Annotated in this window: 13 protein-coding genes, 1 rRNA gene and 1 pseudogene; 9 read left to right on the top strand and 6 right to left on the bottom strand. The window is 22.5% G+C overall.

Translation table 11 applies throughout. The annotated features are described in order from the left end of the window. Positions 1 to 311, top strand: a pseudogene (locus T523_RS03675) (hypothetical protein); the annotation flags it as partial. Between the two features lie 357 nt (positions 312 to 668). Here the strand turns inward: T523_RS03675 and T523_RS03670 are convergent. Both T523_RS03670 and T523_RS03665 read right to left on the bottom strand, forming a co-directional pair. Further along, positions 669 to 1,061, bottom strand: a complete 393-nt coding sequence (locus tag T523_RS03670) for a hypothetical protein (RefSeq protein WP_042707577.1) — start codon at positions 1,059 to 1,061, stop codon at positions 669 to 671. 300 nt (positions 1,062 to 1,361) lie between these two features. Further along, entirely contained in the window at positions 1,362 to 1,883 is a 522-nt protein-coding gene (locus T523_RS03665; RefSeq protein WP_042707576.1) for a hypothetical protein, read from the bottom strand. Between the two features lie 438 nt (positions 1,884 to 2,321). Here T523_RS03665 and T523_RS03660 point away from each other — a divergent pair, with 438 nt between their 5' ends. The 6 genes from T523_RS03660 to T523_RS03635 all read left to right on the top strand — a co-directional run bounded on the left by T523_RS03660 (position 2,322) and on the right by T523_RS03635 (position 8,192). Further along, positions 2,322 to 3,182 (top strand): AAA family ATPase, encoded by an 861-nt coding sequence (locus T523_RS03660; RefSeq protein WP_042707575.1) that lies wholly within the window; start codon positions 2,322 to 2,324, stop codon positions 3,180 to 3,182. Positions 3,183 to 3,302: 120 nt separating this feature from the next. Continuing rightward, entirely contained in the window at positions 3,303 to 4,475 is a 1,173-nt protein-coding gene (locus T523_RS03655) for a vWA domain-containing protein (protein ID WP_042707574.1), read from the top strand. 221 nt (positions 4,476 to 4,696) lie between these two features. Then, positions 4,697 to 5,629 (top strand): TIGR00269 family protein, encoded by a 933-nt coding sequence (locus tag T523_RS03650; RefSeq protein WP_042707573.1) that lies wholly within the window; start codon positions 4,697 to 4,699, stop codon positions 5,627 to 5,629. A 235-nt stretch (positions 5,630 to 5,864) separates the two neighbouring features. Beyond that, positions 5,865 to 6,065, top strand: a complete 201-nt coding sequence (gene thiS, locus T523_RS03645) for a sulfur carrier protein ThiS (RefSeq protein ID WP_042707572.1) — start codon at positions 5,865 to 5,867, stop codon at positions 6,063 to 6,065. Positions 6,066 to 6,472: 407 nt separating this feature from the next. Next, positions 6,473 to 7,327 carry a damage-control phosphatase ARMT1 family protein gene (locus T523_RS03640; RefSeq protein WP_042707571.1) on the top strand — a complete coding sequence of 285 codons (855 nt, stop codon included), beginning with the start codon at positions 6,473 to 6,475 and terminating at the stop codon, positions 7,325 to 7,327. A 28-nt stretch (positions 7,328 to 7,355) separates the two neighbouring features. Then, positions 7,356 to 8,192 carry an NAD(P)-binding domain-containing protein gene (locus T523_RS03635; protein WP_042707570.1) on the top strand — a complete coding sequence of 279 codons (837 nt, stop codon included), beginning with the start codon at positions 7,356 to 7,358 and terminating at the stop codon, positions 8,190 to 8,192. Between the two features lie 40 nt (positions 8,193 to 8,232). Here the strand turns inward: T523_RS03635 and T523_RS03630 are convergent, their stop codons facing one another. The 3 genes from T523_RS03630 to T523_RS03620 all read right to left on the bottom strand — a co-directional run bounded on the left by T523_RS03630 (position 8,233) and on the right by T523_RS03620 (position 10,843). Beyond that, entirely contained in the window at positions 8,233 to 8,493 is a 261-nt protein-coding gene (locus T523_RS03630; protein ID WP_042707569.1) for a hypothetical protein, read from the bottom strand. A 748-nt stretch (positions 8,494 to 9,241) separates the two neighbouring features. Next, entirely contained in the window at positions 9,242 to 9,733 is a 492-nt protein-coding gene (locus T523_RS03625) for a DUF308 domain-containing protein (protein ID WP_042707568.1), read from the bottom strand. A 15-nt stretch (positions 9,734 to 9,748) separates the two neighbouring features. Next, on the bottom strand, positions 9,749 to 10,843 hold the full coding sequence (locus tag T523_RS03620; RefSeq protein ID WP_042707567.1) for an archaeosine biosynthesis radical SAM protein RaSEA: 1,095 nt from the start codon (positions 10,841 to 10,843) through the stop codon (positions 9,749 to 9,751). Positions 10,844 to 11,105: 262 nt separating this feature from the next. Here T523_RS03620 and T523_RS03615 point away from each other — a divergent pair, with 262 nt between their 5' ends. After that, positions 11,106 to 11,945: an SPL family radical SAM protein gene (locus tag T523_RS03615; protein ID WP_052334632.1), complete on the top strand. Its 840-nt coding sequence runs from the start codon at positions 11,106 to 11,108 to the stop codon at positions 11,943 to 11,945. 452 nt (positions 11,946 to 12,397) lie between these two features. Here the strand turns inward: T523_RS03615 and mer are convergent, their stop codons facing one another. After that, the gene (gene mer / locus T523_RS03610) at positions 12,398 to 13,360 is read right to left on the bottom strand and encodes a 5,10-methylenetetrahydromethanopterin reductase (RefSeq protein ID WP_042707565.1); all 963 of its coding nucleotides are present in this window, start codon (positions 13,358 to 13,360) and stop codon (positions 12,398 to 12,400) included. 681 nt (positions 13,361 to 14,041) lie between these two features. On the opposite strand from mer, the gene T523_RS03605 reads away from it, so the two are divergent. Next, positions 14,042 to 14,316: ribosomal RNA gene (locus T523_RS03605) — 16S ribosomal RNA — on the top strand; the annotation flags it as partial.

Raw genomic sequence — 14,316 nt, 5'->3', positions numbered from 1 at the left:
ATGATGTTTTAAGCTACTCATTAAACATATTTAAAAATAAAAATCAATTAAATAAAAATAAAAGATTATTTAAACGATTAAAAAAAGAATTAATCAGTAAACTCATGAATTGGAAACATTACAAACCAATAAGAGGTAAAATCGAAGATTATTTCAAAGTACTTAAAAATTCATTAGAAATGAGAAAAATACACAAATTTACACCAAAATCAGTAGAAAAAACCCTATATTTATATGTATTATTAGGAACAATACTCATACAGAACTCCGATACATCAAAAACAGGCCTACAAAAGCTATCACAAATGTGAAAAATTCAGGCCCCTAAATATATTTATTAACTTATATTGAATTTTAGATTTAAGCTATTTTAAATAAATATTCTAAAATGTAGTATTTTTTTATATTTAATAATTTATATTTGTTTTTTTATTAAAAAGAGTTTTAGAAATTAATTTATATTTAGGTTTTTTGTATTTATTTTTTTATTAGAAGAAGTTTTAGAAGATAATTTATTTTATGTTTAGGTTTTTTGTATTAAAAAGAGTTTTAAATGAATATTATTTAAATTTAATTTTTTATATTTTTAAAAAGAGTTTTAGAAAATAATATTATATTTTAAATATAATATTACTTTACTTTTTTTAGTTTTTTAATAATAGTTACAATTAACCAGTGTATGGGTGATCGTAAGTGTCGGAATGACCTTGGTCATAAGAACTTGATCCACTGTCACTGCTTCCACTATCACTACTTCCACTATCACTTGAACCAGATTCACTATAACTGCTTCCAGATTCATAATTTGAACTTGATCCACTTGTTGTACTATAGTATCCATTACCATCTGATGTAGTAGTACTTTCTACAGAACTGTCGCTTCCACTATTATTTGTAGTATTTGTGTTATTTGTAGTATTTGTTGTTAAATTAGTAGTATTATTTGTAGTGTTGTTGTTTAAAGTTACATCACTTTGACTACTCATAGCAAATACTATACCAACACCTACAGCAATAATTGCGATTACGAGAATTAAAATGATTATATCTTCTTTTTCCATTTTTTCTCATCCATAATTTTTATATAAAATCAATTTATATTTATATTATTAATAAATATTAATCTTTTCCTTTTAAATAAGATGACTTACAATTATTTTTAAAACTTAATAATTTTTAAATAAAATTATATATTTATTAATTAATTGTCAGTCATCTTCGTATTTAATATATTATTGAATATATTTATTATTTTTCATATACTATTTTAATTTTTTTTTGAAAATTGACTTTATAATTTTATTAATTCTACGATTTTTATCTTAATTTTAAAAATAAATTTATAATTTATTTTTTAAGTTTTAATTAACTTGATAAAAACTATTTATTATATTTTTGATATTATCATTAATATCATTACCTAACCATTCTATCATAACTCTTTTATCTTTTACTTTGAAAAATGCTAGTCTATAATCTCCTCTAGTTTCTGAATGAAGACTTACATAAAGTATTTGATGATTATTGATAGTTGTATTTTCTGTTTTTAAACCTGTATCCTGATTATTCTCACCTTGAGCAAAGTAAGACATATCACTATTATACATTTTATCTCCATCGTCATCATTACTATATACGGTTATATATAAACTATCATTATCAGTTCCATATAAACTGTAACCTGTTTTATTTGTTACACAACCATTTTGGTAATTATCGGGTATCATACAACTATAACCATTAATTGTAGTATTTTTACCTTCTAAATTTGTGTTATTATTTGTGGAACTTGGATTATTTGTATTGTCACTTAATATAAAAATCCCCGCAATAATGATTATTAAAATTATTATTCCACCAATTAATAATCTTTTTCTATTCATATTAAACTTCCTTATATTTTATATTATTTTATATTTCATATTAACTATTAAATTTTCTATTAAATAGTTCTTTTATTTTTTGTTGTTACTTTTTTAGTTTTGATTTTTGTCTTGGTTTTTTGTAAATTATATGTTTTTGTTATTGTTTTTTAGTTTTGATTTTTGAATTTTTTTTATTTGAAAATCATATATCTTTTTAAGAGATTTTAATATTTATAATTTAATTTTAACTAATTTTCAAGTATTTTATTTAATAAATCTTAATTTTTATTATTTAATTTTAATATAATATTTAAGTATTATATTATATAAAATAGAAATTATTAAATAATTATATTAATAATTATAATATATTAAAATTAATTTTTTAAAATTTTTCTGGTATTTAATCCAAATTAATTCTTTAAAATTAACATTTATTTTAAAAAGGTTATTTTTATGAGTGAAAATTTAGATGTTAAAAGTATTAATGATAAATTATTAGAAAATAATTATGTTTCTAATTCTGAGATTACTACTACTGTATATTTAGCATTAGCTTTAAACAAACCAATTTTAATTGAAGGACCACCTGGAGTTGGAAAAACTGAACTTGCAAAAACTATTGCAAAATCTTTAAATAGGGATTTCTTTAGAATTCAATGTTATGAAGGTATTACATTTGAACAAATCGTTGGTGAATGGAATTACCAGAAACAACTTCTTGAATTAGAATCAGTTAAAGGTCAAAAAACTGACATTGATGAAGATATTTTTAAAGATGATTATTTCATTAAAAGACCATTACTTTCTGCATTTTCAAATGAAAAAGATTCAATTATTCTTATTGATGAAATTGATAAAGCAGATGAAGAAGTAGAAAGTTTTTTACTTCAAGCTTTAGGTGAAAAAGAGATTACTGTAAATGATTTAGGTACTTTTCCACTTAAAAATGATTTAATTTTTATTTTAACTTCAAACTCTCAAAGAATGTTACTTGATGAAACTAAAGATAGGTGTTTATATTTATATATTTCTTATCCATCAAGAGAAAGAGAAATTAATATTGTTTGTAAAAAAGTTCCTGAAGCAGATGAAAATTTAGTTGGAAAAGTTGTAGATCTTGTAAATAAAATACGTTCTTTAAACTTACTTAAAAAGCCATCTGTAAGAGGAAGTGTTGATTGGGTTCGTTCTGTATTAAGTTTAAATATGGATAATGATGATGAAGCACTTAAAGCAAGTGTTGGTTCTGTTGTTAAAAATAAATCTGATAAAGAAAGAGTTTTAAAAGATGTATTTAAAGAAAAATATGAATAAATTTTTAATTTAATTAAATATTATTCTTTAATTTATATTTTATTACTGTTTTAATTTATTAAATTAGTAATTTAATTCTTCTTTTTTTAAAACTTGGTATCTATAATTATTGTGATTAAAATGGTTGATATTAATCGAATTGTTAATTTATCAAATGATTTAAGAAGTAATGGAGTAAATGTTAGTGTTCGTACTACTCAAACTGCATTTGATACATGTGATTTATTAGAAGGTTCTGATAGGAAAGTATTAAAAAGTGCTCTTAAATCGGTTTATGTTAAAAATAAATATGACATTCCTAAATTTAATAAAGCATTTGAAGAAACTTTTGCTTTAAAACCTGCTAAAGAAGAGGTTGAAAAAGTTAATCCTAATAAAGTTGCTAAAAATAATTTTAATCATAGTAATAAAATGAGGATTAAAAAAATTCCTAAAAATGCTAAATCTAAGAAGAAAAATAATAATGACTTGAAAAATAAATCTCTTGAGGAACTTATGGGTGCACCACCTATGGTTGAATCTGATGAAAATCTTGAAAAAGATGCAGAATTATTAAATAAAGATTTAACAAAGCTTAATGATTTTGATCCTCGTATGTTAGAATTATGTCAAGAATTAGGTAGACGTATTGCTAATAAACGTTCAAGACGTAAAAGTAAATCAAATACTAATAAAATTGATATTAGAAAAACTATTCGTACTAACCTTAAATATGGTGGTACAACTTTAGATTTAATTAAAGCTAAACCTCGTCCTCGTAGAAATCAACATTTATTCTTAGATGATATAAGTGGTTCTTGTGAATGGATTAGTAGTTGGTTTTTCATGTTAATGTATTCTTGTCAATCTTCATTTAAAGATTCAAGAACATTTGAATTTGATAATAAGACTATTGAAACAACTGATGCTTTAAAATCTAAGTATTTATTAGAATCTTTTGTATCAATTAGAGATATGCGTATGAAAAATGCTATGGTTCATGGAACATCTAATATGTATTCTGCATTTAAATCATTTATGCGTCAGGTAAAAATATCAAATAAAACTTATATTATTATTCTCTCAGATTGTAGAGATTGGGCAGGTCCTAAGGTTGATGGTATTCCTGCAAGTGTAGATTTAGTAAGAAAGATGGCTCATGATGCTAAAAAGGTTATTATTTTAAATCCTGAAGATAGGTATAAATGGGATGTTGTAGATAGTTGTGTTTCATTATATCGAGATGCAGGTGCTCAAGTATATGAAGTTAATACATTAAATCAGCTTGCTGATTTTGTAGCAAATATGAATTAATATTTTTTCTTTTTATTTTTTCTAATTTTATTAATATAAGATAATATTATATATAATATTCTTATTAAATTAAAATATCTTTAATTTATTATTCATTAAATTTTTAAATTTGTTTAATAGACTAATATTTATTAAATTCTAAATATTTTATTAAGAAACTCTTTTTAAAAAGTTTTTTATATTTAAGTTAAGAAATTTATTATATTTTTTATTGTGATATTATGGTAGTATGTACAAAATGTGGGAATCCAAAAGTTGTTATCACACGTAAACAATCTGGTCAATCATTATGTAATGATTGTTTTATAAAGAGTATTGAGAAGAAAGTACAAAAAACAATAAGACGTGAAAATCTAATAGAAAAAGGAGATAAGGTAATGGTTGCATTATCTGGTGGTAAGGATAGTGTAGTTACTTTGGATATTTTAAATTCTTATCGTAAAAGACATGTAATTGATTTATGTGCTGTTACAATTGATGAAGGAATTAAAGGTTACAGAGATGAAGGAGTAAGAATTGCAGTAAATCATGCTAAACGTCTTGGAATTGAACATGAAGTTGTATCATTTAAAGATTGTTTTAATATAGATCTTGATGAAATTATGAAAATTGATAATCATCGTGGATCTTGTACTTATTGTGGTGTTTTTAGACGTTGGATTATTAATCGTCAAGCTAGAAAATTTGGAGCAACTAAAATTGCAACAGGTCATAATTTAGATGATGAGTCTGAAGCTATTTTAATGAATTATTTAGAAGGAAATATCAATAATTTATCTTCTCTTGGTGCTATTACTAGTTCAAAAAGCCCTAAATTTACTCCTAAAATTAAACCATTAAGAGAAATTCCTGAAAAAGAAGTAGGTTTATATGCTCTTTGTAAAGGTTTAGAGATTCATTTAGCAGGATGTCCTTATGCTCAAGAGTCTTTTAGAATGGAAGTAGCTAATATTCTTAAAGATTTAAGTAAAAATCATCCAACTATTATGTACTCTACATTAAAAGGTTATGATAAACTTAAACCTCTTGTTAAAGAAAATTATGCTCCAAATTATCATGATGGTGATTGTGAAATTTGTGGTGAACCTTCTTCTAATAAATTATGTAGGGCTTGTACTTTTTTAAAAGAATTAGGTAAAAAAGTTAATATTTAATAATTTTTTATAATATTTTTTTGGATTTTTATAATATCTTGAAAACTATTTTTTATAAAAATTCAATAATATTTAATACTTGTAAATTAATTTTAAGAAAGTTTATTTATAAAAATTTTGAGAATTTCAACAAATTTGATTTTTATAAATAATAATTAATTATAAATAAAAAGAAATATAATATAACTATAGTTATATTTATTACTTTTTTTGAATAAAAAATAGGAGTTTTATTATGAGTTTTACTGTAATATTTCAAAATAAAGAAGAAACTAAAGATTTTAAAGAAGGTTTAACTATTCAAGATGTTTTAGATGATTTAGATTTATCTTCAGAAACTGTTGTTCCTAAACAAAATGGCGATATTGTTGTAGAGGATACTGAAATTCAAGATGGAGATGAAATTAAATTAATCCAAATTATTTATGGTGGTTAATTACTTATTTTTAATTTTTTTAATTAATAAAAATTTATTTACTTAAATTTAATTTTAGTCTCTTAAATTTCTATTTTTTCATAGCAAAAGCTATTTTGTTTGAAAATTAAATTTTAAAACTTTTTTTTTTAAAATTAGGAAGATTTTAAAAAATCTAATTAATTATTAATTTTTGATTATTAATTTCTGTATAATCTTATTATTTTTTTAATTCTTTGATTAATTATTAATTTCTGTATAACTCTATTTTTTAATTCTTTAATTAATTTTAGTACTTTTATATTTTTTAGATATTTTTTATAGGGATTTTTTTTAATTTTATGGGACTTATTACTTTTAGATATTAAAAAATATTTTTTCCATTATTTTTATTATTATATAATTACAAATATGATAATGGTGATAATATTAAAGTTCATTATGAATGTGCACCTTGTTTTTTACGTCAAGCAAGAGAGGCAATGGATTTAATAACTGATGATGATAATTTAAAAGTATCATTAATGGAAGATGTTTTTGAATTATTGTCTAAAGAATATTATGTTGGAGCAAATTCTAATTATTTAGGTTCTAAAATACATAGATTAATTAAAAATAAGACTAATTCTTTTGATCCATATAAAACACAGAAGGTATTGTCAAATGAAATGGCATTGGAATTTTTACCTGAAGCTAAAAAGGTATTAGATGGTTCACTTGAATCATATGTTAAAATATCTATTATTGGAAATATGATAGATTTTGGTGCTTTTCAATTAGATGAAGATATTAAAGCATTAATGGAAAATGCATTAGATAATGATTTAAAAATTAATGATGTTGATAAATTAGAAGATGCATTAAAAAAATATGATAATGTTTTATATTTAGTGGATAATACTGGAGAAATTGTTTTTGATAAATTACTTCTTGAAAAAATAAAAGAATATGATATTAATATTACACTTGCAGTTAAAGAAAAACCTATTGTAAATGATGCATGTATGGAAGATGCAATTGAAGTTGGTCTTGATGAATATGCAGATATTGTAAGTACTGGTGAAGATACTGTAGGATTAGTATATTGTGAATTATCTAATGAGTTTAAAGAAATATTTGATAATTCTGATTTTATAATATCTAAAGGTTTAGGTAATTTTGAGGGCTTAACAGAAATTGATTTATCTGATAAAGATGTATTTTATTTAGCATGCGCTAAATGTCCAGCTACTGCTAAAATGATTAATGTAAATGTTAATGACATGTTTTTATTAAAGAATTAATCATATATTGATGAACTTAGGTGAAAGAATGATTGTAGGATTTATAGGATTTGGGGAAGTTTCATCAACACTATCAAATATATTATCAAAAAATGGTGTAAAAACAGTTACAGTTGTTAAAGGAAGAAGTAATAAAACTCAAGAATTAGCAATTAAATCTAATGTTCAAATTTTAGATTCTTATGAAACATTAATAAAAGGTTCAGATATTATTATTTCTGCAAATTCTCCATTTAATGCATTTAAAGTTGCAGAAAAATATGCTGATTTCATAGATGATAATATTTATATAGATTTAAATAATGTTTCTCCAGATACAACAATTAAAATAGCAAATTTGTTTGAAAAAGAACAAGCTATAATTGAAGAAGATTCAAAACATAAATTCTTTTCAAAAAATATTGAGAAAGATTTAAGAAATTCCTTTGTTGATGGAGCAATAATTGGTAAAGTTTCAAATAATCCTCCATTAATTTTATTATCTGGTTCAAAAGCTGAAGATCTTGCAATATTAAATAATTATGGTTTAAATGTTATGGTTGTAAGTAAAATTCCAGGTGATGTTTCAACTTTAAAAACATTAAGAAGTATATATACAAAAGGAGTCTCTGCATTATTAATGGAAACTGTTGAAATTGCTAAATCTTTTGATTTAGAAAGTCAATTATTTGAAATTTTATCTATGACTGAAGGTGAAAAATTTGAATCTAAAGCTAAATCTAGGATAAGTAATTCTTATAAGAATTCTAAGAGAAAATCTGAAGAAATTGAGGAAATTTTAAATTTTTTAAGAAATAGGTTTCCAAATAAAAAATTTATAATGACAAATGCATCTAATAAAAAATTTCATTCAATTAAAAAATAGTATATTTTTTTAAATTTTTTAAAAATAATTATAATATGTATTAAAGGTTTAAATAAATTCTTAAACTTTTTATTTTTGATAAATCTTCATTTAATTTTAAATTATCTTCATTATCATATAATTGTATTATATAGTTATTTTTATTTTTATTTAAAATTATTTTTTGAATTTTGCTGTATAAATTAATATTATTTAGAAACATTTCATGAGGCTCATTTAATTTTATTATTATATTTCCATCTTTAATATTTTTATTATAATCATGTTTTTCAATTGCTTTTTTAAGTTCATTTAGTTCCATAAATAAATCCTCCTATTGATTTATTTAAGTAAATATAAACTTTTTTATTTTCTAAGCTTATTATATTATTTAATTAAATATAAACTTCTTGTTTTTAAAATATTTCTAATTTTATATTCTATTATTTTTTATAATTTATAAGATTTCATATATTATTTATTATTTTTTTAATTATTAGAAAAATTTATTATTAATTATATTTTTTTAATACTTTATTCATTTACTATTTTAAATATTCTATTAATATTAAATTTTTTTATTTATTTTAAATGTTAATATTTCTTAGTAATTATTTTTCTTATTTTTTAGAATTTTTAGATTATTTAAATTTTCTTAGTAATTATTTTCTTATTTTTTAGAATTTTTAGATTATTTAAATTTAAAAAATTCAATTAATAAAAAATAATTTAAATTAAAACTGTTTTTTCAAGAAATTTAACAATATTTTAAATATCTCTTTCTTAAATTTATTTTGTTAAATTTGGATTTAATTAATATAATTTATCTATTGAAAAACTATTTTTAATAATATAAATAATTAAAAGTTTTTTTTAAAAAATTAGGAAAATTTAAACAAGTTTTTTTAGAATCCTTAAATTTAAGATAAACATTTTTAATTTTTAAATAAATAATTTAGAAAACTTAAATTTTAATATTTTATAAAATGTAAAAAAAGAAGAGATATTTGTATCTATTTAAGAAGTTTAAAACTTCATTCACAATAGTATCAACTAGATAATATTATCATTTAGTATCTATTTAAGAAGTTTAAAACTCCACAGATAAGTAACCATATTCCTACTAAAAATCCAAGTAATATAGGATTTGATAAGTTTATTACTACAATAACAATGTATATTAAACCTAATATGATTCCAATAATTCCACTATAAAACCCATATTTATTATCTCTATTTCCAATAAGTGAAATTAAACCAATTATAATTAGAAATATTCCAGTAATATATTCTTTAATTCCTATAATAGAAGCTATTAAATTTGGGTTAAACATTATTGAAATACTTATGATTAATAATATAAATCCTATTACTGTATTTAAGATACTCTTTAAGGTATCATATTCTGATTCAGAAATTCCAATTATAAATAAATAAACTGTCATTAATAATAAGGATAATCCAATTATTGCAGTATTGGAATTAATGTAATTAAATGTTGGAAATATAATCAGGATAATTCCAAGAATAATTGATATAATACTTATAAGTTCATTTTTCATATTTTTCCCTCTAATCTAATATAATGGTAAATGTTTAGTTCTTGTTTTTGATTGATTCATATTACTTGAATGGATATCTGCTAACCATTCATTTTTACATTCACAATCATATTCAATTTTACTTTGATTTAAATTACTTGCAATTATTAAATGTTTTAGTTCTTTATTACATTTTTTACAATTGTAAGGTCCTCTTCTAGATCCAAATGCTGCAGTGTCCATAAGTGCAGGTATTGAAACTAAATCTCTTACAGTATTTATTACATATACTGCAGACCAAATCCATGGAGGTTGATAAGAACCTTCTCTCCATAATCTTTCAATTAAAGTTCCACCGTGTATTGTTGCAGGACAAAAAGATAATCTATCTACACCTAATTCATCTGCATATTTTGCTGTTTCAATTGCTTCATTAATTGCTTCTTTTTCATTAAGTAAAATAGGTTTTAAAAAGATATATGGTTTTGCTTTAACATTATATCCTTTTTTGTCTCTAGCTTCCTGTATTATTTTTACAGATTTTTCAAAATCTTTCCTAGTAAAACCTTTATTAATATTATATAATCTAGTTTTATCATTAGATGTTTCAAGACCCATACTTATTTCAAATAACTTATCTCCAATAATGTCATGAATTTCAGTTAATACTTCTTCTGTAACATATTCAGGTCTTGTTTCTATAACAATTTCACTAATCTCTTCACTATCTCTTAATATCTTAAGTATTTCATCACGAGCTTCTTTAGGTACTTCTTCAGGGTTTAAGAAACTTCCACTAGCAAACATTTTTATAGCTATTTTATCTCCATTTTTATAATCTTCTTTATATGGATGTTTATTTAATTCTTTTTTAAATAATTCAACAATTTTATCTCCAGTTACTGGTTCTAATGTACAATCATTAATATAACTGCACATTGTACAACCTCCACTTGGACCTAATGCCCAAGAACAACCTTTAGTTGCAAGTATTAAAAATATAGTTTTCCCAACTCCAGAATATAATAAATCTTCATTATACCAACTTGTTGCTACTTGTTCTGGTTTTTTAGGTTTAGCTCTTTCAGTAGCATTATCTCTAATCTCTTTAGTTAATTGTTGAATAATCATAATATCCCTATTAAAATATTGGATTTTATATATGTATCATTATCTTAATATATAATTATAATAAAATTTAAATTATCAATATAAAATCTTTATTATTAATTTTTAATTATAATATATATTTATTATTTTAGTATATTAATAAACAGGTGATAATATTTATAAATATTTTGATAATGTTTCTGAAATTTTAAATAAATATGGTTTTGAAAATAAGGAAGTAAAATCCATATTTAATAAAAGAAAAGGAGATAGAACTTTATTCATGGAAGATTATTCTATAAATCCATATATTGGTTGTTCATTTAACTGTAGTTACTGCTATATAAATGGTAGTAAATATGTTAAGGATGTTGACTCTTTTTATGTAAAATCTAATAGTATTACTCTTGTAAAATCTAAATTAAAACATTTATTAAGAAAAAATGAAAAAGCTTTAATTTCCTTTGGTTCTTCAACTGATCCTTATCAAAATATTGAATCTGAATTATATCTTACACGTGATTTATTAAAATTAATGTATAGATTTAAATTTCCAGTTCATATAATTACAAAGTCTGATTTAGTATTGAGGGATATAGATATTTTAAGAAAAATTGATGATGTAGCTATTTTACCTGATGATATTAAAACTGAGTTAAAATCAAATGTTATAATTACTTATTCTTTTTCAACTCTTGATGAAAATGTTGCTTCTATTTTTGAAGCTAATGTTCCCTCTATTAAAAGAAGAATTAAAGCAATTAAAAAATTTAAAAAAGAAAATTTTTTTGTTGGAGTTTCTTTCATGCCAATATTACCTTTTATTACAGATAATGAAGATACATTAAATAAAACTATTTCTAAATTTAGTAAATTAAATATTGATTATTTATTATATGGATCTTTAAGTTTGTTTGGTAATAAGAAATTTGATTCTAGGTGTAAATATTTTAATTTAGTTAAAAATTATTTTCCAGAATATTATAAGAAAACTAAAGATCTTTTTTATAATAAAAATACAAATTCCTTTGATAATTATCCTCCATATAAATATCAAGAAGAATTAAGTAAGAAAATTAAGTATTATTCAAATATTTATAATATACCAAATATTATTTTTTAATTTTTTTTTTAAATATTAAAAATTAGCTTTGTTATAATCCTTAAAATTTTTATAAATAAACTTTTTTAAAATTTATTTTTAAGTATTAACTAATTCTAAACTTTTATAAAAAATAGTTTTCAAGAGATTTAAAAAATCTTATTTTTAAATTATGTTCTCTTTGAAATTCTATTTACTAATTTAAATATTTTTATTATTTTTTTAAAATCCTCTAAATTTATAGTATAATCTATAAATTTAAGATAGCTGATTTTAGAAAATAAAATTTCAAAATATGTGTTAATAAAATTATAAATAATAAACTTTGAATAGAATAAGTTTTTAAGATTTTTTATAAATATTATGAATTTTTAAAAAGTATTAATTTTTAATTAATTTTATTGTTTAAAAATAGTTTAGAATCATATTAATGTTTTAAAAAAAGTAAAAAAAGAAAAAAGAAAATATTAAATTTAGAAGCTGCTAATTACGTCTCCTAATAATTTAATAGATTCTTCAACATCTTTTCCTACAGGAGAACCAGCTACATATTGGGTTACTCCCATATCAGATAAAGCTTCTATTTTTGGTACGAATTCTTCAGGAGTACCTGCTACACAGAATGCATCAAGTGCTTCATCAGTTACTGCACCAATTGCTCCACCGAAATCTCCTTTACCTAAGAGGTCACCAAGTTTTTTATTGTATCCTTCAGGTAATCCATGTCTTTCGATAACTAAATCTGGAGCACCACTTGCAATAAATGCAACTACGATTTTTGCTGCATTTTTAGCTGCTTCAGAATCTGCTCCAATTGAAGTAGATGTGTATGCACCTAAATCAAATTCTTTGTCTCCACCAGCTTTTTCAATACCTTTTTTAATCATAGGCATAGCTGCTTCATAATCTTTAGGGTTTGATGCATTAATTAAAACACCGTCTGCGATTTCTCCAGCGGTTTCTAACATTTTAGGTCCTTGAGCACCCATATATATAGGGATACTATCTTGTACAGCTTTTACTCCACCTAATTTTGCTCCTTTTTCTGTTTTTCCACCATTAGTTAATGTTCTGATTTCTGCAATAGCACTTTTGATGGTACTTAATGGTTTAGACCATTCTACACCTAATGATTCAAATGTAGCTTTGTCACCAGGACCAATACCGAAAGTAGCTCTTCCTTCAGAAATTTCATCAATAGTTGCAATAGCAGAAGCAGATATTGCAGGACTTCTTAAGTAAGGATTAGTTACTCCAGGTCCTAATTTAATTGTACTTGTTTCTTTAGCAATTAATGCTAAGGAAGCATATACATTTTTGTTGTTGTAGTGATCTGTAATCCATACATTATCAAATCCTACATCTTCAGCTAATTTTACTAATTTTATAATATCGTCCAAAGGTTGTTGTGGGACGAATTCGATACCGAACTTCATAAATTATCACCATTCATAAATCTGTTTACATCTATATAAAGTACTTTTTATTTGTCTTAAATAGAAAATTTTAAATATTATCGGTGTTTTTTTATTCAAAAACCTTCATGAAAATGTATATTTTTTGAAAAGTTAATTTTTTTATTTTATATTTTTTTTAGTATAATTATATATGAAATTTTATTTTTTTTTTAAAAAATTTTTATAAATAATTAATTTATTGTATTATAATTTACTTTAATTATTTTATTTAAACACTTTATTATATTAGAACTATTTTACTCAATGTTAATTTATTTAGTCATATTTTGCAATTTTTTCTATTTGATTTTGAGTGTGTTGTTACTTTCTGTATAGTATGTGCTATGTGTTATATGGCGTTGGTTTAAGTTAAAATGTATAATTACATTATGACTATGATGACTGTTTTTCCACATATAGCGAGATTTTCATGTTTATAGATATCTTCGGATATTTTAATCATTTATATGTTTTGATGAGGACCTGATACTTGGTGTTGGGTTTGATGTTGGTTTAGTAGATGTGGTGATATTTGATTGTTGTGTTTTTTTTTCTGTTTTTTTTGGGAAGGAGAATGTTTTGCAATTGGATTTTTTTTATGTAATACTCGTCTATAATTCTTTTTTTATGTACTTCTGTGTGTATGTATGTTTTCTGTCAAATCTGTTTGATCCTGGCAGAAGCTACTGCTATTGGGATTCGATTAAGCCATGCAAGTTGAACGAACTTTTTGGTTCGTGGCGTACGGCTCAGTAACACGTGGATAACCTACCCTTAGGACTGGGATAACTCCGGGAAACTGGGGATAATACTGGATAGGCAATTTTTCCTGTAATGGTTTTTTGTTTAAATGTTTTTTCGCCTAAGGATGGGTCTGCGGCAGATTAGGTTGTTGGTTGGGTAATGGCTTACCAAGCCTATAATCTGTACGGGTT

It is taken from the genome of Methanobrevibacter wolinii SH, assembly GCF_000621965.1.
GTDB classification, from domain to species: domain Archaea; phylum Methanobacteriota; class Methanobacteria; order Methanobacteriales; family Methanobacteriaceae; genus Methanarmilla; species Methanarmilla wolinii.
Note: the sequence above shows the minus strand (reverse complement) of the source record. Positions and strands in the feature narration are given on the sequence as shown.

Coding starts and splice junctions, on each gene's coding strand:
- T523_RS03670 (WP_042707577.1), bottom strand. CDS start 1,061: ATGGAAAAAGAAGATATAATCATTTTAATTCTCGTAATCGCAATTATT.
- T523_RS03665 (WP_042707576.1), bottom strand. CDS start 1,883: ATGAATAGAAAAAGATTATTAATTGGTGGAATAATAATTTTAATAATC.
- T523_RS03660 (WP_042707575.1), top strand. CDS start 2,322: ATGAGTGAAAATTTAGATGTTAAAAGTATTAATGATAAATTATTAGAA.
- T523_RS03655 (WP_042707574.1), top strand. CDS start 3,303: ATGGTTGATATTAATCGAATTGTTAATTTATCAAATGATTTAAGAAGT.
- T523_RS03650 (WP_042707573.1), top strand. CDS start 4,697: ATGGTAGTATGTACAAAATGTGGGAATCCAAAAGTTGTTATCACACGT.
- thiS (WP_042707572.1), top strand. CDS start 5,865: ATGAGTTTTACTGTAATATTTCAAAATAAAGAAGAAACTAAAGATTTT.
- T523_RS03635 (WP_042707570.1), top strand. CDS start 7,356: ATGATTGTAGGATTTATAGGATTTGGGGAAGTTTCATCAACACTATCA.
- T523_RS03630 (WP_042707569.1), bottom strand. CDS start 8,493: ATGGAACTAAATGAACTTAAAAAAGCAATTGAAAAACATGATTATAAT.
- T523_RS03625 (WP_042707568.1), bottom strand. CDS start 9,733: ATGAAAAATGAACTTATAAGTATTATATCAATTATTCTTGGAATTATC.
- T523_RS03620 (WP_042707567.1), bottom strand. CDS start 10,843: ATGATTATTCAACAATTAACTAAAGAGATTAGAGATAATGCTACTGAA.
- T523_RS03615 (WP_052334632.1), top strand. CDS start 11,106: ATGGAAGATTATTCTATAAATCCATATATTGGTTGTTCATTTAACTGT.
- mer (WP_042707565.1), bottom strand. CDS start 13,360: ATGAAGTTCGGTATCGAATTCGTCCCACAACAACCTTTGGACGATATT.